The 20963-nt window shown below is 68.7% G+C and carries 16 protein-coding genes; 6 read left to right on the top strand and 10 right to left on the bottom strand.

The genetic code is table 11. The annotated features are described in order from the left end of the window. Window positions 1-190: 190 nt before the first annotated feature. The gene (locus AC5W54_RS21610; protein WP_495964165.1) at window positions 191-955 is read right to left on the bottom strand and encodes an ElyC/SanA/YdcF family protein; all 765 of its coding nucleotides are present in this window, start codon (window positions 953-955) and stop codon (window positions 191-193) included. 164 nt (window positions 956-1119) lie between these two features. Here AC5W54_RS21610 and AC5W54_RS21605 point away from each other — a divergent pair, with 164 nt between their 5' ends. Then, a complete protein-coding gene (locus AC5W54_RS21605; RefSeq protein ID WP_495964164.1) occupies window positions 1120-1776 on the top strand; it encodes a transposase in 657 nt (218 codons plus the stop codon). A 119-nt stretch (window positions 1777-1895) separates the two neighbouring features. Further along, window positions 1896-2465 (top strand): hypothetical protein, encoded by a 570-nt coding sequence (locus AC5W54_RS21600; RefSeq protein WP_495964163.1) that lies wholly within the window; start codon window positions 1896-1898, stop codon window positions 2463-2465. 6 nt (window positions 2466-2471) lie between these two features. Here the strand turns inward: AC5W54_RS21600 and AC5W54_RS21595 are convergent, their stop codons facing one another. Both AC5W54_RS21595 and AC5W54_RS21590 read right to left on the bottom strand, forming a co-directional pair. After that, window positions 2472-4232: a TRAP transporter permease gene (locus tag AC5W54_RS21595; RefSeq protein WP_495964166.1), complete on the bottom strand. Its 1761-nt coding sequence runs from the start codon at window positions 4230-4232 to the stop codon at window positions 2472-2474. A gap of 112 nt (window positions 4233-4344) precedes the next feature. Further along, window positions 4345-5322: a TAXI family TRAP transporter solute-binding subunit gene (locus tag AC5W54_RS21590; protein ID WP_495964162.1), complete on the bottom strand. Its 978-nt coding sequence runs from the start codon at window positions 5320-5322 to the stop codon at window positions 4345-4347. Between the two features lie 215 nt (window positions 5323-5537). On the opposite strand from AC5W54_RS21590, the gene rraA reads away from it, so the two are divergent. Next, window positions 5538-6026 carry a ribonuclease E activity regulator RraA gene (gene rraA / locus AC5W54_RS21585; protein ID WP_495964161.1) on the top strand — a complete coding sequence of 163 codons (489 nt, stop codon included), beginning with the start codon at window positions 5538-5540 and terminating at the stop codon, window positions 6024-6026. Between the two features lie 121 nt (window positions 6027-6147). After that, entirely contained in the window at window positions 6148-8031 is a 1884-nt protein-coding gene (locus AC5W54_RS21580) for a glycerophosphodiester phosphodiesterase family protein (RefSeq protein WP_495964160.1), read from the top strand. Here AC5W54_RS21580 and AC5W54_RS21575 read toward each other — a convergent pair. After that, the gene (locus AC5W54_RS21575; RefSeq protein ID WP_495964159.1) at window positions 8028-9869 is read right to left on the bottom strand and encodes a gamma-glutamyltransferase family protein; all 1842 of its coding nucleotides are present in this window, start codon (window positions 9867-9869) and stop codon (window positions 8028-8030) included. The two genes, AC5W54_RS21580 and AC5W54_RS21575, sit on opposite strands and share 4 nt — an antisense overlap. A 153-nt stretch (window positions 9870-10022) precedes the next feature. Next, entirely contained in the window at window positions 10023-12395 is a 2373-nt protein-coding gene (ppsA, locus tag AC5W54_RS21570; protein ID WP_495964158.1) for a phosphoenolpyruvate synthase, read from the bottom strand. A 283-nt stretch (window positions 12396-12678) separates the two neighbouring features. Between ppsA and ppsR the strand changes: the two genes are divergently transcribed. Then, a complete protein-coding gene (gene ppsR, locus AC5W54_RS21565; RefSeq protein ID WP_495964157.1) occupies window positions 12679-13512 on the top strand; it encodes a posphoenolpyruvate synthetase regulatory kinase/phosphorylase PpsR in 834 nt (277 codons plus the stop codon). A 57-nt stretch (window positions 13513-13569) separates the two neighbouring features. Here ppsR and AC5W54_RS21560 read toward each other — a convergent pair whose 3' ends face one another. The 4 genes from AC5W54_RS21560 to AC5W54_RS21545 all read right to left on the bottom strand — a co-directional run bounded on the left by AC5W54_RS21560 (window position 13570) and on the right by AC5W54_RS21545 (window position 18370). Further along, the gene (locus AC5W54_RS21560) at window positions 13570-14787 is read right to left on the bottom strand and encodes a CaiB/BaiF CoA transferase family protein (protein WP_495964156.1); all 1218 of its coding nucleotides are present in this window, start codon (window positions 14785-14787) and stop codon (window positions 13570-13572) included. 172 nt (window positions 14788-14959) lie between these two features. Beyond that, window positions 14960-16141, bottom strand: coding sequence for an acyl-CoA dehydrogenase (locus AC5W54_RS21555; protein ID WP_495964155.1), 1182 nt, complete (start codon window positions 16139-16141; stop codon window positions 14960-14962). Between the two features lie 158 nt (window positions 16142-16299). After that, a complete protein-coding gene (locus AC5W54_RS21550) occupies window positions 16300-17709 on the bottom strand; it encodes an MATE family efflux transporter (RefSeq protein WP_495964154.1) in 1410 nt (469 codons plus the stop codon). Between the two features lie 142 nt (window positions 17710-17851). Next, the gene (locus AC5W54_RS21545; RefSeq protein WP_495964153.1) at window positions 17852-18370 is read right to left on the bottom strand and encodes an anti-virulence regulator CigR family protein; all 519 of its coding nucleotides are present in this window, start codon (window positions 18368-18370) and stop codon (window positions 17852-17854) included. 433 nt (window positions 18371-18803) lie between these two features. Here AC5W54_RS21545 and AC5W54_RS21540 point away from each other — a divergent pair, with 433 nt between their 5' ends. Beyond that, complete coding sequence (locus tag AC5W54_RS21540; RefSeq protein WP_495964152.1) at window positions 18804-19904, top strand: hypothetical protein; 1101 nt, start codon at window positions 18804-18806, stop codon at window positions 19902-19904. A 189-nt stretch (window positions 19905-20093) separates the two neighbouring features. Here the strand turns inward: AC5W54_RS21540 and AC5W54_RS21535 are convergent, their stop codons facing one another. Then, window positions 20094-20573, bottom strand: a complete 480-nt coding sequence (locus tag AC5W54_RS21535) for a phasin family protein (protein WP_495964151.1) — start codon at window positions 20571-20573, stop codon at window positions 20094-20096. Between the last annotated feature and the right edge of the window lie 390 nt (window positions 20574-20963).

Below are 20963 nucleotides of genomic sequence, written 5' to 3'. Positions count from 1 at the left end.
GCGGCTCGGCTGCGAAGCCATCCTGGCGCGATGTCCGGTGGGCCGAACGGACGGGCTGATACGGCTCATGCGCCAGGAAGCGGAGGGACAAGCCAGTGGGTAGTTCGTGGGGATGGGTCAGGGTCAGACCCCAAAATCCCCTTAGGGGTCTGACCCCAAAGTTTACTGAAGAGTCTGACCCTGAGGCGGCTCAGGAAGTACGTTCCCAGCGCAACGCCAACTGGCCCATCCACTCATAGAGCGCGCGCTCTGTCTTGGCCAGGTGCTCCGCCCCCGGCAGCCAATAGCGCCAGCCGGTACGGTGGCGCCCCGTCAGGTAGTGGGTCGGCGCGGGGATCGGCCGCAGCCCCGCGGCCTCGAAGTAGCCCCTCGCCCTGGGCATGTGAGACGCCGAGGTGACCAGCACGATGCGGGCCCCCTCCCCCAGCCGGTCGCGTACGGCCTGGGCCTCGCGACCGGTATTCACGGGCGAATCCAGAACGATCAGACCGTCTGACGGCACCCCGAACGCCTGTGCCGCCCTGGCGTAGCCCACCGCCACGCCAGGCACGTCCTCCTGGCTGCTGCCGCCGCTCACGATCAGCAGGCTCTCGGGCTGCGCATGCCACAACCGCAGCCCCTCCATCAACCGCGCCAGCGAGCTCTCGGAGAGCTGCGCGGTGACCGGCCAGTCGGGGGCGGGCTGCCAGCCGCCGCCCAGCACCACGATGCCGTCGACCGGGATGCCGAGCGGCTCCAGCAACGCCGGATAGCGTCGCTCCAGCGGCTCGAGCAGGCGATCTGCCACCGGCGCCCAGCTCGCCAGCACCAGCATGGCCACACCCGCCGTGGCCACGGCATTGCCCCATCGGCGCCAGCCCAACAGGCGCAGCGATCCTCCGACGCCGATCGCCACCAGCATCATCGGCAACGGCATCAGCAACTGGGCGGCCAGGCCCTTCAGGGCTTCATACATAACGGTTTCCTTGTCAGGGACAGACCCTCAAAGGCCATCCTCGGCTTTTCCCGCCGTACAGAGTCGGGGGTCAGACCCTTAAGCCTACTTTGGGGCCTGACCCCCAAGTGCCATAACGGGACTATACTGGGCCTTGAACCATTCACGGCACAAGGAAGTGCGACATGGTACGTCCGGCTCGGCTGTTGCTTCCCGATACCCCGCTCCATCTGATTCAGCGCGGCAACAACCGCGGCGCCTGTTTCGTTCACCGCCGCGATGCGCTGCGCTACCTGGAGCTGCTCGGCGAGGTGCAGCAGGTGTATCGGGTCGCCCTGCATGCCTATGTGCTGATGACCAACCACGTGCACCTGCTGGCCACACCGCAGGCAGAGCCCGAGGGCGTGATCCAAATGATGAAGGAGCTCGGGCAGCGCTACGCCCAGTACTTCAACCGCCGCCACCAACGCACCGGTGGGCTGTTCGAGGGCCGCTACCGCTCCTGCCTGGTGGCGGAAGAACCCTACCTCTTCGCCTGCTACCGCTATATCGAGCTCAACCCGGTACGCGCCGGCATGGTGGCCGGGCCGGCCGATTACGAGTGGTCGAGCCATCGCGCCAACGCCTTGGGCCGCGACGATCCCCTCGTGCAGCCCCATGCGATCTACACCGGCCTGGGCGCCACCCCGGATAAGCGCCAACACCGCTACCGCGAGCTCTTCCAGTGCGAACTACCGCCCCACCTGCTCGACGAGATCCGCCAGCAGACACGCCGGGGCCGTGTACTAGGCAGCGAAGCCTTCCAGCAGGCCGTCGCCCGCCGCCTGGACTCGACCTCCTAGCAGCAGATTTGCCCGCCACCCCGGCAGCGGCGATGATGGAGGCGGCCAAATCCACCTTTGGGGTCAGACCCCAAAATCCGCTTAGGGGTCTGACCCCACAGAAGACTTAGGAGCTCACGATGCGTTTCGCCACCCTCGGCCCTGCCGGCAACAACCATCTGCTGGTACTCGAACGCTACCTGGCCGTGCGTGGCCTGGAGGGCGCCGAGATCCGCGCCTTCGAGAGCTTCGATGCGGCCTTTCCCGCCCTGCTGGCCGGCGAGGTGGACTTTGTGCTGCAGTGCACGGCCCACCCCAGCCATGGGGAGTGGGTCGGCCGCACCATGCACCGCGCCTTCCCGGTGGATGCCTTCATCGCGCCGAGCAGGCCGCTGGCGATCCTCGCCCGGCGCGAGGTGGCGACGCCCCGCTCCATCGGCCTGCAGCCGGCGACCCGCCACTATGCCGACCTCTCCGCCTACGCCGAGCAGATCGAGGCGCCTACCACCGTCGACGTGGCCAACGGCCTGCTGGACGGGCGCTTCGAGGCCGGGCTCTGTGCCCGGGAGGTGCTCGACGCCCACCCCGACGCCCTGCGCCTGGTAGAGGATCTCGGCCCGGCCCTGGATACCTGGGTGCTGTTCGGCCGCGAGCGGCTCGAGGGCGAGCTGATCCTCTGCGCCCCGTCCCCGAGTCACCCGAGGCGCTGAGCGGGCTCACACCGCGAAGATCACCAGCGCGCCGGCGATCACCAGAGCCACCCGCAGCCACCACGCGCGCCGGGCGATCACGCCGTAGGAGATCCCGGTGAGGCCGACGGCGATCTTCACCGCGTCGATGACGGCGCCGACGGGGTCGAAGGCCAGGCGGATGACGTCCGGGTTGGCGACCATGGCCAGCGGGATGATGTAGAGCCCGATGCCGAGCGCCATGGCCTTCATGGCGACCTTGAGCCAGTTCTCCCCCACCATGCCGGCGGCGATGAAGACCCCGCCGCACACCGGCGGCGTGATGGTCGAGAGCAGCGCGAACCAGAACACGAACAGGTGCGCGAGCAGCGGCTCGAGCCCGAGGGCGGTGAGCGCCGGCCCGGCCACCGAGACGCAGATCACGTAGGCGGCGGTGGTCGGCACCTCCATGCCCAGCACCAGGCAGGCGAGCGCGGTGAGCAGCAGCGCCGGCCACAGCATCTCGCCCGACAGCGAGAGGATCCCCGAGGTGATCTTCACCCCCAGCCCGGTCAGCGAGAGCACCCCGATCACCAGCGAGGCGCAGATGATGATGGCGCCGATCACCGCGACCTGGCGTCCGGCGATGACCATGGCCTCGGCCATGCGCTTGCCGAAGTCGCGCAGCGAGAAGGCGAGGGTCACGTCGAACAGCAACAGCGCCATGCCGGCGAAGATGGCGATGCTCGCCGCGTACTGGGGCGTGACGCCGCCGAGGAAGATGCGTTCGAGCAGGATCGCGAAGGGCACGGCGAAGAACAGCGAGGTGATCAGCACCTCCTTCGGCGCCGGCTGTTCGCTCGACGCCAGGGGGCGCAGGTCGTGGCGGGTGGCGTAGGCGTTGATGCCCACCCACACCGTGGCGAAGTAGAGGATCGCCGGCAGCAGCGCCGCGGCCATGATCAGCGGATAGGGCGTGCCGGTGAGCTCGACCATCACGAAGGCGCCAGCGCCCATCAGCGGCGGCATGATCTGCCCGCCCGACGAGGCCACCGCCTCCACCCCGCCGGCCAGCGTGCGCGGATAGCCCAGGCGCACCATGGTGGGAATGGTGATGGCGCCGGTCGAGGCGACGTTGGCCGAGGCCGAGCCGGAGATCGAGCCCATCAGCGCCGAGGAGATCACCGAGACCTTGGCCGCGCCGCCGGTCAGTCGCCCGGCGAAGGCGCTGGCCATGTTCATGAAGCCGCGCCCCGCCTCGCCGGCGTTGAGCACCGCGCCGAAGATCACGAAGATCGCCACCACCCCGACGCTCACCCCGGTCAGCGAGCCCCACAGCCCGCCCTCGGCGATAGTCAGGGTGCCGACGAAGCTCTGCATCGGCAGCCCCGGGTGGCCGAACCGGCCGGGAATGTGCTCGCCGAACACCGCATAGAGCAGCGCCGCCACCGCCACCAGCGGCAGCGGCCAGCCGATCGCCCGGCGCGCCGTCTCCAGCGCCAGCACGATCAGGAAGACACCGATGCCCATCTGCAGGTGGGTATCGATGAAACCGTACTGCTGCGACAGCGCCTCTTCGTTGAGGGCGATGTAGCCGCAGGCGGCGATGCCGAGCCCGGTCAGCAGCCAGCCGCTGGCGCGCTGCCAGGGCGTGCGGGCAGCGAAGATCAGGATCCACGGCAGCGCCAGCGCCATGTGGATCGGCCGGCTGACCAGCGCCGGCGTCAGGCCGTAGAAGATCAGCCCGAGGTGGAAGACGACGGTGACGGCCCCCAGCACCACCCAGGCCGGGTGCAGCCGGGCCAGCATGGAACCGGCGGCCTCGTCGGCCGCCGGGGAGGAGAAGGAAAGCGACATGGGACACTCTTCTGGCCGGGGTCAGACCCCAAAGTTTGCTGAGGGGTCTGACCCCAAAGGGAAGTTAGCGCAGGCTGTCGGGGATCTCGATGCCGGCTTCGTCGTAGTAGCGCACCGCGCCGGGATGCAGGCTGCCGGCGATGTTGCCGACCATGTCGTGGGTGATGCTGCCCCACCAGGGGGACTCCTCGGCCATCGCCTCGCGGCGCTCCCAGAAGGTCCGGGTCAGGGTGTAGGCGGTGTCGTCGTCCATGGCGCTGGTGGTGTAGGCGATCACCGGCAGCGAGGTGGTCGCCACCTCGGCATCGACGCCCGAGTAGGTGCCGGCCGGGATGGTCTGGCGCGCGGCGCCGGTCTGCTCGATCTGCTCGTCGGTCAGGCTGACCAGGCTGATCGGCATGCTGGCGGCGGTCTCGATCACGTTGGGCGTGGGAAAGGAGCTGGCGGTGACGAAGGCGTCGATCTGGCCGTTCTTCAGCGCGTCCGGGCCGCTGCCGATCTCGGCGTTGGCCACCCGCACCTTGTCCATCAGCTCGAACAGCTCCAGGTAGCGCTCGGCCTCGCGGGCGCCGAAGGTGCCGCGGCCGATCAGGATGTGCTTGCCTTCCAGGTCGTCGAGCGAGATGACGCCCTCGTCACCGGCCACCACGAAGTGCATGGTGATCGCCGGGATCGGGAAGAGGCCGCGGATCTCCTGGAAGCGCGGGCTCTGGCGCTCGGCGAAGGGGCCCTCGCCGGCCATGGCGCTGTCGACCAGGCCGGGCGGCGTGGTGAAGACGTAGTTGCCCTGGCGCGCCATCACCTCCATGACGTTCTGCACCGAGCCCTGGCTCTCCTCGAGGGTCAGCACGACCTCACCGTCGGTGCCCTGGCGGATCGCTTCAGAGAGTTCGACGCCCATCTGGTAGTAGGCGGTGCCCGCCGAGGCGGACTTGTAGGTGACCCGGGTCTCGGCCTGGGCGGAGAACGCCGCGGCGCCGAGCATCACGGCGGTGGCGGAAGCCAGCAGGGTGCGGGCGAAGGGGGGAAAATAGCGAGACATGAATGACTCCCTCTAGCGTGTCCAGCATCGCGGGCGATGCCTGTTGTTATCGATGAGTGTTATCAATGATCGTCGTACAAAAACCCATAATGCCGATTTTTACCGCATTCGACATCAAGGAAATCCCCCCTTGCACGCTGCGGCCGTGTCGCTAGCCCCCGGGCGGCCACGGCTGTGGCATCATCGGGGCTCGACCCCACGAGCCAGGAGCCACCATGAGCCATATCATCACGCCGGACATCTGCGATGCCCACCCCGAGGTCCGGGTCCTCGACCCGATCTTCGTCAACTTCGGCGGCCGCGAGGCCTTCTGCGGTCCGATCCGCACCGTCAAGTGCTTCGAGGACAACTCCCTGGTCAAGCAGGCGGTCGGCGAGCCCGGCGACGGCGCGGTGCTGGTGGTGGACGCCGGCGGCTCGCAGCGCTGCGCCATGCTCGGCGACATGCTCGCCGAGCAGGCGCTGGAGAACGGCTGGGCCGGGGTGGTGATGTACGGCTGCGTGCGCGACGTCGATGTGCTGGCCGAGACCGAACTCGGCGTCCAGGCCCTCGGCGCGCACCCGCGCAAGAGCGAGAAACGCGGCGAGGGACAGCGCGACCTCCCGGTCACCTTCGCCGGCGTGACCCTGACCCCGGGCCAGTGGCTCTACGCCGACAACAACGGCATCCTCGTCGCCGACGAACGCCTGCCGCTGGAGGGCTAATCAAACTTTGGGGTCAGACCCCTAAGCGGACTTAAGGGTCTGACCCCGATTCGCTCGACTTGCTAGGCTTCTCCTGCCGGTGCCACTCTGATGTCATGCTACCCGTCATGACACATTGCCCATGCTGGCCCTTCCACAGCTGAGTCACGCTGTGCTGCGCAGCCTGCGCGAGCACCTGCGTCCGCTCGTGGCCTACCACCTTTTTTTCACCCTGCTGGCCTCGAGCCTGGTGCTGCCGGCCGTGGCGTGGACCCTGACGCGCCTGCTGGGCCAGTTCGGCAGGCCGGTGCTGACCAACGCCGAGCTGATCGATATCCTGATGAGCCCCGGCGGCGTGCTCTGGCTGGTGGCAGCCATCGGCCTGACCTTCCTGGTGCTCTACCTGCAGCAGGCCGGGATGATCCTGGTGGCGGTGCGCCCGCGGGACAACCACTACCGGCTCGCCTTCGAGGCGCTCTGGGCGACCCTGCGCCGCCTGCCGTCGCTGGCGGGCCTGGTGGTGGTTCAGGTCGGCACCCACCTGGTGCTGCTGGTCCCGGTGGCCTTCGCCCTGGCCTGGCTCTACGGGACCTTCCTGGGCGGCCTGGACCCCTACTACGTGCAGCGGGTCCGGCCACCGGCGCTATGGCAATTCCTCGGCGTCGCGAGCCCGCTGCTGGTGATCTGGGTGGCCCTGGCCTCGACCCTCTACTTCCGCTGGATCCTCGCCCTGCCGCTGGTCGTCCTCGAGGACCTCTCGCCGCTGAAGGCCCTGGACCGCAGCCACCATCTGACCCGCAGCCGACGACACCACATCGCCGTGGCGGTGATCGCCCTGCTGGTGGTGATCATCGCCCTGCCGTTCCTGGCCACCACCCTCTTCGACCGGGTCTTCACGCCGATGCTGTGGGGGCTGCCGGAGCGCAACGCCGTGCTGATCCCGGCGATGTTCGGCTATCTCACCGCCTATGTGCTGCTGACGCTCGCCATCACCTTCGTCGGCATCGCCGCCAACGCCCTGCTCTCCGCCTGTCTCTACCTGCGCCTGGCCCATCGCGAGCCGCGCCCCGCCCCGCCGCCGGCGCACGCCCATCCCGGCCGGCTGGCCTGGGGGGTGGAGCTCAGCGTGATCGCCTTCGCCCTCTTCCAGGCCTGGCTGATCGTCAACAGCTTCGAGCTCCGCGACCAGGTGACCAACATCGCCCACCGGGGCAGCTCCCTGGCGGCGCCGGAGAACACCCTGGCCGCGGTGGAACGGGCCATCGCGGATGGCGCCGATTACGTGGAGATCGACGTGCGCCTCACCGCCGACGAGCAGGTGGTGCTCTTCCACGACCGCAGCCTCACGCGGCTGACCGGCGACCCCCGCGACCTGCGCGACCTCGACCGCGAGGAGCTGGCCGTTTTCGACGTGGGCAGCTGGTTCGGCGACGCCTTCGTCGACGAGCGAATTCCCGGGCTCGACGAGGCGCTGGCGGCAGTACGCGGCCACACCCGGCTGATGATCGACATGAAGCCCGACCCGGGACGCGAAGTGGCCCTGGTCGAGGCGGTGATCGAGGCCCTGCATCGCGAGGCCGAGGCGCGTGCCGACTGTCACGCCAGGATCCGCGATGCCAGGGAGGCGGCGTTCTGCGGCAACCCGGACGTGATCGGCGAGACGCGCCTGGCCACCATGTCGCCGTCGCTGGTGCAGGAGATCAAGGTCCGGGAGCCGGCACTCAAGACCACCCTGCTGGCCCAGCTGATCCTGCCCGGCACCCTGGACCGGAGCAGTTTCGATGCCCTGGGATTGCGCCACAACCGCATCACCGAGAGCGAGATCCGCCTCGCCCGGAGCTACGGTTACGAGGTGCACGCCTGGACCATCAACGACCGGGCCCGCATGTCGCAGCTGATCGACCTCGGGGTGGACGCCATCATCACCGACCGCCCCGAGCTGCTCGGCGAGCTGATCGACGACCGCCGCAACCTCAGCGACGGCGCCCTGCTGCTGGTCAAGCTGCGCAACTGGCTGCGCAATTAATCCCCCATCACCACGCCTTCGCGGCGCGGGTCGGCGCCACCGAAGAAGCCCGCGTCGGTGACCTGCAGCGCCTGCAGGCCGCTGACCAGTTCGCGCTCGCTGGCGTCATGGCCGCGGGCGTTGAGCGCCTCGAGGGTCGCCGCGGGGAAGCGCCCCTCCTCGAGGAACGCCGGCCCGCCCAGGGTGATGGCGTGGGGCAGGTTCAACGCCTCCTGGGCGTCGAGGCCCCAGTCGAGCATCGCCACCAGCGCCTTGGCGGTGTAGTGGATGATCGCCGCCCCGCCCGGCGACCCGAGGCTCGCCACCAGCTCGCCGCTGTCACGGTCGAACACCAGGGTCGGGCTCATGCTCGAGCGCGGCCGCTTGCGCGGCTCGACGCGGTTGGCGATGGGCGTGCCCGCCTCGTCCTCGGGCTCGAAGGAGAAGTCGGTGAGCTCGTTGTTGAGCAGATAGCCCCCCGTCAGGCCGGTGCCGCCGTCGGCGAGGATCCGCGCGCCGAAGGCCGACTCGATGGTGGTGGTCATGGCGATGGCGTTGCCCTCCTCGTCGATGATGCTGATGTGGCTGGTGCCATACTCGGGCTGGTCGGGCTGCACCGCCCAGGCGGTGGCCATCTTCCCGGGGTTGCCGGGCTCGGCACCGCCGTTGCCCAGGCTCTCGTCGCCGAGCAGCCCGGCGCGCAGCGCCAGGTAGTCGGGCTCGAGCATGCTCGACCAGCCGCCGCCGGGGGGGTCGACGAAGGCCGGGTCGGCGATGTACTTGCCGCGGTCGGCGAAGGCCAGTCGCGAGGCGTCGAGGAACTGGTGCAGCCATGCCTCGCCGGGCAGGCCGTCGACCAGCGGCTCCTCCACCGCCGGCAGGTGCTCGAGGATGCCGAGGATCTGCATCACGGTCAGGTGCCCGGACGACGGTGGCGGGAAGCCGCACACGGTGTAGGCCTGCCAGTCGGTGCACAGCGGGTCGCGCGACTTGGCTGCGTAGCTCGCCATGTCCTCGAGACTCAGGCTGCCGGGGCGCGTGGGGTGCCCCTGCACCCGGGCCACCAGGTCCTCGGCGATGGCGCCGGTGTGCAGCGCCTTGCTGCCGCGCTCGGCGATCTCGCGCAGGATCGCCGCCAGCGCCGGGTTGCGGAGCTCGTGTCCGGCGGCCAGCGGCGCACCGTCGTCAGCGTAGTAGAAGGCGCCGCCGAGGGGGTCGTCGCGCAGGTGCTCCTCGCCGGCCAGGCTGGAGTGCAGCCGCGGGCTCACCGCGAAGCCCTGCTCGGCCAGGGCGATGGCCGGGGCGAAGAGCTCGGCCCAGGGCAGCGTCCCGTGCTCCTTGTGGGCCATCTCGAGCATGCGCACCGTGCCGGGCACCCCCACCGAGAGGCCGCTGGCGGCGGCATCCATGAACGCCAGCGGCTCGCCGTTATCGTCGAGGAAGAGGCTGCCGTCGACGCCACCCGGGGCGGTCTCGCGGCCGTCGAAGGCGGTGACGTTCTCGCCGTCGAAGTGCATCAGGAAGGCGCCGCCGCCGATGCCGCTCGACTGGGGCTCGACCAGGGTCAGCACCATCTGCACGGCGATGGCCGCATCGATGGCGCTGCCGCCGGCCGTGAGCACCTGGTAGCCGGCGTCGGTGGCCAACGGGTTGGCCGCCGCCACGGCGAAGCGCTCGGTGGCCCAGCCGGGCTTCTCCTCGAAGCCGGAGCTGACCTCCGGCGCGATGGCCGGGATGTCGTACTCGAAGGCCGTCTCGGCCTCGGCCTCGGCCAGGGCCGACAGCGGCAGGCCGATCATCAGCGCCGCGGTCACCGGCACCAGCACATGGCGGCGGAAGGGCATGGCGAGGGGCGTCATGGGCAACTCTCCTTGTAGTCGTTGGCGGAACGGAGAGTAACAGCATAGGCGATCCACGACGGAAAGCGCCCGGCCGAGTCTCCTCGGCCGGGCGTCATCCAGCATCGGGGTCAGACCCCTAAGTCAATTTTGGGGTCTGACCCCAAAGGGGACTTAGCCAAGGGTCTCGCCGGCGAGCATGAACCAGGTCTCGAGCACGGCGTCGGGGTTGAGCGAGACCGAGTCGATGCCCTGCTCCATCAGCCACTTGGCGAGGTCCGGGTGGTCCGACGGGCCCTGGCCGCAGATCCCCACGTACTTGCCCTGGGCCTTGCATGCCTGGATCGCCATGGCCAGCAGCTTCTTGACCGCGGGGTTCCGCTCGTCGAACAGGTGGGCGACGATGCCGGAGTCGCGGTCGAGGCCCAGGGTGAGCTGGGTCAGGTCGTTGGAGCCGATGGAGAAGCCGTCGAAGTGCTCGAGGAAGTCGTCGGCGAGCAGGGCGTTGGCCGGCAGCTCGCACATCATGATCACCTTGAGGCCGTTGTCGCCGCGGGCCAGGCCGTTGGCGGCGAGCAGCTCGACCACCTCGCGGGCCTCGTCGGTGGTGCGCACGAAGGGCACCATGATCTGGATGTTGTCGAGGCCCATCTCCTCGCGCACGCGCTTGAGGGCGCGGCACTCGAGCTCGAAGCAGGGGCGGAAGGCGTCGGAGATGTAGCGCGCGGCGCCGCGGAAGCCGAGCATGGGGTTCTCTTCGCCCGGCTCGTAGAGCTTGCCGCCGATCAGGTTCTCGTACTCGTTGGACTTGAAGTCCGACAGGCGCACGATGACCGGCTGAGGGTGGAAGGCGGCGGCCAGGGTGGCGATGCCCTCGACCAGCTTGTCGACGTAGAAGCCGACCGGGTCGGTGTAGCCCGCGGTGCGCAGGTCGATGGTCTGCTGCAGGTCGCTCGGCAGGGTGTCGTACTCGAGCAGCGCCTTGGGGTGCACGCCGATCATGCGGTTGATGATGAACTCGAGGCGCGCCAGGCCGACCCCGGCATTGGGCAGGCCGGCGAAGCCGAAGGCGCGGTCGGGGTTGCCGACGTTCATCATGATCTTGAAGGGGATCTCGGGCATGGCGTCGACGCTGGTCACCCGGCGATCGAACTCGAGCAGCCCCTCGTAGACGTGGCCGGTGTCGCCCTCGGCGCAGGAGACGGTGACGTCGCGGCCCTCGGCAAGCTCCTCGGTGGCATCGCCGCAGCCGACCACGGCGGGAATGCCCAGCTCGCGGGCGATGATCGCCGCGTGACAGGTGCGCCCGCCGCGGTTGGTGACGATCGCCGAGGCGCGCTTCATGATCGGCTCCCAGTCGGGGTCGGTCATGTCGGTGACCAGCACATCGCCGGACTTGACCTTGTGCATGTCGTCCGGCGAGAAGACGACCTTCACCGCGCCGCTGCCGATGCGCTGGCCGATGGCACGGCCCTGGACCAGGGTGCGCCCCTTCTCCTTGAGCTGGAAACGCTCGAGCTTGCCGCCCTCCTGCTGGGAGACCACGGTCTCGGGGCGGGCCTGGACGATGTAGAGCTGGCCGTCGTCGCCGTCGAGCGCCCATTCGATGTCCATCGGGCGGCCGTAGTGCTGCTCGATGGTCACCGCCTGGCGCGCCAGGGCCATGACCTGGGCGTCGTCGATGCAGAAGCGGCCGCGCTCCTTGAGCGGGACGTCCACGGTGGCCACCGACTTGCCGGCGCTGGCGTCGTCGGTGTAGACCATCTTGATCAGCTTGGAGCCCAGGTTGCGGCGCAGCACCGCCGGGCGGCCGGCGGCCAGCGTCGGCTTGTGCACGTAGAACTCGTCGGGGTTGACCGCGCCCTGCACCACGGTCTCGCCCAGCCCCCAGGAGGCGGTGACGAAGACCGCATCGCGGTAGCCGGACTCGGTGTCGAGGGTGAACATCACGCCGGAGGCGCCGGTCTCGGAGCGCACCATCTTCTGGATGCCGGCGGAGAGCGCCACGTTCTCGTGGGCGTAGCCGCGGTGCACCCGGTAGGAGATGGCGCGGTCGTTGAACAGCGAGGCGAACACCTCGTGCACCGCCCGCTTGATGTTGTCGAAGCCCTCGATGTTGAGGAAGGTCTCCTGCTGGCCGGCGAAGGAGGCATCCGGCAGGTCCTCGGCGGTGGCCGAGCTGCGCACCGCGACCTTGAGGTCGGGATGCCGGGTGGCGAGCCGGTCGTAGGCCGTGCGCAGGTGCTGCTCGAAGGTCGGCGGCAGCGGGGTGTCGATCACCCACTGGCGGATCTCGGCACCGACGCGGGCCAGCTCGCCCACGTCATCGACGTCGAGCCGGGCCAGCGCCTGGTTGATCCGGTCGTTGAGCCCCTCGTGGGAGAGGAATTCCCGGTAGGCGTGGGCCGTGGTCGCAAACCCGCCGGGCACGGTGACACCGGCACCGGCGAGGTTCGAGATCATCTCGCCGAGGGAGGCATTCTTGCCGCCGACCCGTTCGACGTCGTCCATGCCCAGCTGATCGAACCACAGAATGTAATCGTCCACGTGACCTCCGAGTATATCGACGATAGGGGCTTCATGCCGGATGACGGTGTCCCTCGCACGGGCATGAAGGGATGGTCGCGACTCTACCAGCGGCCTGCCATATTCGCCATTGGTCTAACATCGAAGTCAGTGGAGGATTTTTACAACAATCGGCCGATTCGGCGGTTTCCTGTAGTCGCAAGGGCCGGAAGTGCGAAAAAGGGCGAAAGCTGCCGCCGCTTGTCCGCGGTCGAACCAGCACCGACAATAGGCCCCCACTCCCCCTCGAGCGACTGGACCGCCCATGACCCGTACCGCCTTCTTCATCTCCGACGGCACCGGCATCACCGCCGAGAGCCTGGGCCGCAGCCTGCTGGCCCAGTTCGAGAACGTCGAGATCCGCATGCTCACCAAGCCCTACATCGACTCGGTCGACAAGGCACGGGCACTGGTCGAGGTGATCGAGGCCACGGCCGTCAACGACGGTGAACAGCCGATCATCATCGATACCATCGTCGACGAGAAGATCCGCGAGGTGATCCGCGGTGCCACCGGCTTCAAGATCGATATCTTCTCGACCTTCCTCGCCCCGCTGGAGCAGGAACTGGACACCCACTCCAGCTACACCGTGGGCCGCACCCACTCCATCGGCAAGGATGAGGTCTACATGGACCGCATCCACTCGGTGCACTTCGCGCTGGACAACGACGACGGCGCCCGCACCCACCAGTACGGCAAGGCCGACGTGATCCTGATCGGCGTCTCGCGCTGCGGCAAGACGCCGACCTCGCTCTACCTGGCGCTGCAGTTCGGCATCCGCGCGGCCAACTACCCGCTCACCGAGGACGACCTGGACGAGGATGGCACCCTCAAGCTGCCCAAGGCCCTGGCCGGCCACCGCCACAAGCTGTTCGGGCTGACCATCGACCCACGCCGGCTCGCGGCGATCCGCCACGAACGCCGCCCCAACAGCCGCTACAGCTCCATCGACCAGTGCGTCCAGGAGGTCGGCCAGGCCGAGGGCCTCTACCGCCAGATGCATATCCCCTTCATCGACACCACCCGCTTCTCGGTGGAGGAGATCTCCACCCGCATGATCGCCGAGATGGGGCTCACCAGGCGCTTCTCGCCGCGCTGAAGCCCCCTGAAGGGTCAGACCCCAAAGTCCGCTTAGGGGTCTGACCCTAAAGTTTACTTAGCTGATCACCCCTGCCCGTCTCAATCGGGCGATGTCGTCCGCGGTGAGGCCCATCTCGGCAAGAATCGCGTCGCTGTCCTGGCCGAGGCGTGGCGGTGCCAGGTCGCTGGTGGCGGGCTCGCCGTCGAAGCGCAGGGGGTTGGCGACCTGGGGGACCTCGAGGTCGCCGCGGGTCAGGGTGCGCCGCAGGCCGCGGTGGCGCACCTGGGGGTCGTCGAACACTTCGGTGAGGGTGTTGATCGGGCCGGCGGGGATGCCCCGGGCCTCGAGCTCGGCGAGCCAGTCGTCGCGCCCGCGGGTCGCGAGGATCGCCTGGATCATCCCCGTCAGCGCTTCGCGGTTGCCGACCCGGGCGGCGTTGGTGGCGTAGGCCGGGTCCTCGGCCCACTCGGGGTGGCCGAGCAGGCCGGCGAAGCGGGCGAACTGGGTGTCGTTGCCCACGGTGACCACCAGGTGGCCGTCGGCGCAGGCGAAGGCCTGGTAGGGCACGATGTTGGGGTGGGCGTTGCCGTGGCGCTCGGGCGAGACGCCGCTGACCAGGGCGTTGAGGGCCTGGTTGGCGAGGGTGGCGACCTGGACATCGAGCAGCGCCACGTCGATATGGCGACCGACGCCGGTACGCTGCCGCTCGTGCAGCGCCGCCAGCACGCCCACCGCGGCGTAGAGCCCGGTCATCACGTCGGTGATCGCCACGCCGGTCTTCATCGGCATGCCGTCGGGCTCGCCGGAGAGGCTCATCAGCCCGCCCATGGCCTGGATCATGAAGTCGTAGCCGGCGCGATGGGCGTAGGGGCCGTCCTGGCCGAAGCCGGTGATCGAGCAGCCGATCAGCCGCGGGTTGAGCGCGTGCAGGCTGGCGTAGTCGAGCCCGTACTTGGCCAGGCCGCCGACCTTGAAGTTCTCGAGCAGGATGTCGGCACCCTTCGCCAGCTCGCGCACCAGCTGCTGCCCATCTGCCGTGGCGATGTCCACGGCCAGCGACTGCTTGCCACGGTTGGCGCACAGGAAGTAGGCCGCCACCCGCTCGGCATCGCCGCCCCGCTCGAGGTCCTCCGCCAGCCAGGGCGGCCCCCAGCCGCGGGTGTCGTCGCCGCGCTCGGGGTGCTCGATCTTGATCACCCGGGCGCCCAGGTCGGCGAGCAGCTGGCCGGCCCAGGGCCCGGCCAGCACCCGCGACATGTCGAGCACCGTGATGCCTTCCAGTGGTCCGCTCATCTTGAGCTCCTTGCTCACTCTCAGCTCACTCGGGGCTGATCCGGCAACCAGCCTGCGGGGAGGCGCTGTGAATACATCCCTGTACGCTACCGACGCCATCCCTGGCGTCGGACCTCCCCTTCAGCTGGTTCCCGGCGCCCCTCGTCAGACTCATGTCAGGTGACCTCCCGGCTCAACCGGTAAACGCCTGGATGCCGGTCTGCGCCCGCCCCAGGATCAGGGCATGCACGTCGTGGGTACCCTCGTAGGTGTTCACGGCCTCGAGGTTCATCATGTGGCGGATCACGTGGTACTCGTCACTGATGCCGTTGCCGCCGTGCATGTCGCGGGCCACGCGGGCGATGTCGAGCGCCTTGCCGCAGTTGTTGCGCTTGATCAGCGAGATCGCCTCGGGCACCAGCTGGCCGTCGTCGATCATGCGGCCGACCCGCAGGCTGGCCTGCAGGCCGAGAGCGATCTCGGTCTGCATGTCGGCGAGCTTCTTCTGGATCAGCTGGTTGGCGGCCAGCGGGCGGCCGAACTGCTGGCGGTCCAGGGTGTACTCGCGGGCGGCATGCCAGCACGCCTCGGCGGCGCCCATGGCGCCCCAGCTGATCCCGTAGCGGGCGCGGTTGAGGCAGGAGAACGGGCCCTTGAGACCGGTCACGCCGGGCAGGCGCTGCGCGTCGGCGACCTCCACGTCCTGGATGGCGATCTGCCCGGTGATCGAGGCGCGCAGGCTGAACTTGCCCTCGATCTTGGGCGCGGAGAGGCCGGCCATGCCCTTCTCGAGGATGAAGCCGCGGATGACGCCCTCGTCGTCACGCGCCCAGACCACGAAGACGTCGGCGATGGGCGAGTTGGTGATCCAGGTCTTGGTGCCGTTGAGGCGCCAGCCGTTGTCGGTGCGGGTGGCGCGGGTGCTCATGCCGCCCGGGTCGGAGCCGTGGTCCGGCTCGGTGAGGCCGAAAGCCCCCACCCACTCGCCGCTGGCGAGCTTGGGCAGGTACTTCTCGCGCTGGGCGTCGCTGCCGAAGGCGTGGATCGGGTACATCACCAGGCTCGACTGCACGCTCATGGCACTGCGGTAGCCGGAGTCGACGCGCTCGACCTCGCGGGCGATCAGGCCGTAGCTGACGTAGTTCAGGCCGGCACAGCCGTAGCCGTCGAGGGTCGCGCCGAGCAGCCCCAGCTCGCCCATCTCGTTCATGATCTCGCGGTCGAAGTGCTCGTGGCGGTTGGCCTCGAGCACCCGCGGCAGCAGCTTCTCCTGGCAGTAATCGTGGGCGGTCTGGAGGACCATGCGCTCGTCTTCGCTGAGCTGGTCGACCAGGCGGAAGGGGTCGTCCCAGGTGACGGGGGTGATCTGGCTCATGACAGGCTTCCTCGGCGGGTGGCGATAATTTCTACATTTTCACTAAATGTAGACCAAAAGCGATCCCCTGCCAACCCCTGCCCCGGACTTGTGCCCCCTTCCGTTCCGGCGCCGAGGCCGTCGCCATGGGGGAAGGGCCCGGGGGCTTCCAGGAATCCTTATGAAGAATCAGTATCTTGAGGGTGGGCTGGGGGATAAGCTGCCGGCACTGGGAGCGCCCGGCGAATCTGCCACCCGGCCACCAGCGCCATCAGCAGGTTGGCGGCGAGCAGCCCGGTGAAGATGCCGACCGGGCCCGCCAGCCGGCCGCCCAGCCACGCCAGGGGCACGGTGAGCACGAACAGCCGGATCACCGACAGCCGCATGGCACGCCCTGGCCGGTGCAGGGCGTTGAATGACGACACCGACAGGATCACCACGCCCTGGGCGCCGAGGCCGAGCGGCACCACCCAGAGGAAGGCACGCAGCACCTCGCCCACCGGCTCGCGCTCGGCGTAGCCGGCGACCAGCCAGGGAGCGAGCCCCTGCAGCACCAGCCACACCAGCAGTTGCCAGGCCAGCACGAAGGCGAAACAGCCCAGTATCGCCCGGCGCACCCGGTCGTGCTGCCCGGCGCCGGCGTTCTGACTGACCAGCGGCGACAATGTCATGGAGAGCGCCAGCACGGCGATCTGGGAGATGGCCTCGATGCGCGTGCCGACGCCGAAGCCGGCCACGGCGTCGTGGCCGTGCCCGGCGACGATGCGGGTCACCAGCCCCATGGCCAGCGGGGTGAAGACGCTGGTGATGGCCGCCGGCAGCGCGATGCGGCCGAGTTCCCGCCAGGAGACGACGAGCCCGGGCAGATCGAGCGCGCGCAGGTCGAGCAGCTCGCGCAACTCCCGCTGAAAGAAGAGCGCGGCGGTCATCAGCGCCCAGCTGAGCACGGTGGCCAACGCCGCCCCCGCGACCCCGAGCGCCGGGATGGGGCCGGCGCCGAAGATCAACAGCCAATCGAGCACCACGTTGACCAGCGCCGCCAGCGCCATCATCAGCCCCGGCACCAGGGTGTTGCCGTGGGCGCGCAGGATGCTGTTGAGTACCCGCGGCACGATCACCGCCGCCGCCCCCAGGTACCAGACGCCCATGTAGTCGCGGATATGCGGCATCAGGGCGGCATCGGCACCGAGCAGCCGGAACAGCGGGCCCAGGGTGGCCAGCCCCAGCAGCGACATCGCCACGCCCACCGCCAGGGCCAGCAGGGCCGCCGCGGTGGTCCGGCGCCGCACCGCGGCGAGATCGCCCTGCCCCAGGCGTCTGGCCACCACCGCCGAGGTGCCGATGCCCAGCCCGATCGCCAGGCTGATCACCGCGAACACCACCGGGAAGGTGAAGGAGACCGCCGCCAGCGGCGCCGTGCCGAGCCGCGAGATGAACCAGGTGTCGACCAGGTTGAAGCTCATCATCGCGATCATGCCGCCGATCACCGGCAGGCTCTTGCGCAGCAGCGTCGGGGCGATGGGCCCCTCGAGCAGCTCGCGGCGGGCGGGACGCGGGGCGGATGACGGCGAGGAAGCGGGTGCGCTCATTCGGGCTCTCGACGGAAAACGGGCACGAAATTGTGCCCGTTTCGCGGCCCCCTGCCAAAGGCGGCGCCTAAGTCAATTTTGGGGTCAGACCCTTAATCAAACTTAGGGGTCAGGCCCCTAAGCAGACTTTGGGGTCTGACCCTCAATAGAGGATATCGCGCAGCACCTCGTGGATGACGTCGTTGGCGGCGTCGACCAGCACGGCGTCGGGGCCGACGCGGTGCCAGCGGTAGCCGTCGTAGCGCGGCAGCTCGCGCAGCAGCCGGTCATCGAAGTTCCTGGCGATGCCCGGGGGCAGCGGCTTGCCGCGCTCCAGGTTCATGCGGATGCCGGGCGGCAGGCTGTCGCGGTCGTCGACGGCGATCCAGTCGCGGCGCTGCTCGAAGACGCGCCGTACCTCGCGCTCGTCGATCCGCGGGCCGGCGTGGCGCTCGTCACGATAGTCGCCGCGCTCCCGATCCCGCCAGTAGTCGCGATCGCGCCGGCGCTCTGGCTCGCGCGGCGGCGGCTCGGCCTGATGGCGCTGCTGCCCGGGGGCCTGCGCCTGCCCCTGCCCGCGGCCGGGGTTGTCGGCGGGCTGGGCCAGCAGCGGCCCGGCGGCCAGGGCGAGGCCGAGCAGGGAGGCAGACAGCAGGGTGCGTGTGGATCCGATCCGGCGCATGGCGAACTCCTTTCGGTAGGGATGTACCGTCAGTGTAGGTGGCAGAGGGGGCAGTCAAGGTGCAGGAAACGAGACACTTGCCGGCGGGCCAGAGCCAGCGCCGTTCGGCCCTGTCACTCAGCGCTCGATGCTGAATGGGTTGTCGAAGGACACCGACAGCATGGGCGTTGATTCTCAGTGACATGGGCGACCGATGACGGAAAAAGTGTCGGCCAGAGGCGACGTTCCGGAGGGGCGCGGGGCATCTTGCGCCCACCGGAAGCGCGACGATATTCTTTTAACCCACTGCCATTATTGATTTATCTATCTAGTTGGCACCTTGCTTGCTGCGACTAGGCAGGAACTCGACTCGCGGAGTCGAACGGCTCAGGGACGAGCCATTCCTGCCCATGGAAACTCGCCCCAGGGAGGTCGGGGCACAAGGAGGCGCGATATGAAACTCAAGACCCTTGTCGCCAGCATGGCGTTGATCTTTTCCGGCATGGCCGTCCAGAGCCAGGCAATGAGCCTCGAGGACGAGGGACAGGCCGGGGATTTCGCCCCACCGTCGATGACGACCCTGTCCAGCGAGACTCTCCTGCTGGCCGCTGCCGGCGGCGGTGATAACGGCGGTGCCGATGGCGGTGCCGATGGTGGTGCCGATGGCGGCACCGACGGCGGCGATGATGGCGGCACCGACGGTGGCGATGATGGCGGCACCGACGGCGGCGATGATGGCGGCACCGACGGCGGCGATGATGGCGGCACCGACGGCGGCGATGATGGCGGCACCGACGGTGGCGATGATGGCGGCACCGACGGCGGCGATGATGGCGGCACCGACGGCGATGCCGACGCCGGTGTCGATGGCAGTGCCGACGGCGATGGCATGGGTGGCGTAGCCGACAGTGACGCCGATGACGGCGCCGACTCGGAAGCCGATGCCTACGCGGGCGCCGAGGCCGAAGCCGGTATCGAGGCCGAAGCCGATGCCTACTCCGATACCGAGGCCGAGGTCGGTATCGAGGCCGAAGCCGACGCCTACTCCGATACCGAGGCAGAAGCCGATACCGAGACCGATGTCTACTCGGATACCGAGACCGAAGCCGATACCGAGACCGATGTCTACTCGGATACCGAGACCGAAGCCGACACCGAGGCCGACGCCTACGCGGATACCGAAGCCGATGCCGAGGCCGAGGCCGATGCCTATGCGGATGCCGAAGCGGAGGCTGAGGCCGAGGCCGATGCCTACGCGGATACCGAGGCCGATATCGAAGCCGATATCGAGGCCGATACCGACACCGATGCCTACGCGGACGCCGAAGCCGATGCCGAGACCGATGCCGAGGTCGAAGCCGAAACCGAGACCGATGTCTACGCGGACGCCGAGACCGATATGGAAGAAGCCGACGTCGAGGAGGAAGACAAGGTGAAGGCGCCTGGTCTCGACCGGGCCGTGGAGCGCGCCGCCGAGCCGGCCAAGGGTCGCCTCGAGGCGATTCGGGACCGGCTGAGGGGATTCGTCGGCAACAATGATGATGGTGACAGCTGAGGTCACTCGGGGACAGGCTCCCCTCCCCGCATGAAGCCAGCGGCCGGCATATGCCGGCCGCTGGTGATTCAGGCCAGGCGGGAAACGGCCCCGCCCCTCGTTCCCCTCCCCCACACCAAACAGGCCGCCGATCATCGATCGGCGGCCTGGGGTCTGGCGGCATCGCGGCCCGCGGGGCGGGCCCGAGGCTTACTTGGTCTTGGGAGCGGCTTCCTTGACGGCTTCCTTGACCGCCTTGGGAGTGGCTTCCTCGACGGCCTTGGTGGTGGTCTCGACGGCCTTGGTCGCGGTCTCGGTGGCCTGCTGGAGGCTTTCCTGGGCCTGCTTGACGCTGCCTTCGGTCAGCTTCTGGCTCTCCTGGACGAAGTCCTGCTGCAGGGCCACGACCTTCTCGGCATCGCCCTTCAGGCGCTCGGTCAGGTCCTGGGCGACCTGCTGCTGGCCTTCCAGGTAGCTCTTCAGGCCCTCGGCATCCTTGACCTCCACCAGTTTGCGCAGCTGCGCCAGGCTGGTGTCGGCATAGGCCTTGGTGGCGTCGAACTGGGCGTTGACCAGCTTCTCGGTGACGTCGAGAGACAGGGCGGCGAAGGCACGCGCCGGGGCGAAGAACAGGGACTCGAACTGGGCGGTGTCGAACGGCTTGGTGTCGAATTTGAAGACGTTGGTCATGATGGGAACCTCCGGGGTTCTGGATGTCATGGAACGGGAGATTCCCGCTCTGATGCATTGCACAATAGCAGGGATTTTTGTGCAGTGCAACATCGATGAGGAATGGATAGAGAATCGATGGCGACGGAGGACCGAGGCCTTGCCCCACGGGGTCAGACTGAGAATGCTTCGGAATCGGCCGCCAGCGCCGGGAGGTCCTATGGGGTCAGACCGGCCCAGTCGCGGCACGTCACCGCGCACTGAGCGAGCAGATTCGCCGCCGCCGGGGTCTGACCCTGGCGCCTCCCCACGAAATAGATAAGAAAAACAGGATATTAGCATTGAAAAAAGTCTGCATGGGCTGGCATGTTGTTGCTCGCCAAAGAAACACGATGCCGGAGGGCCCATGCA

It is taken from the genome of Halomonas sp. LMYGS-3, assembly GCF_059509875.1.
This window is presented reverse-complemented; position numbering and strand designations above follow the sequence as displayed.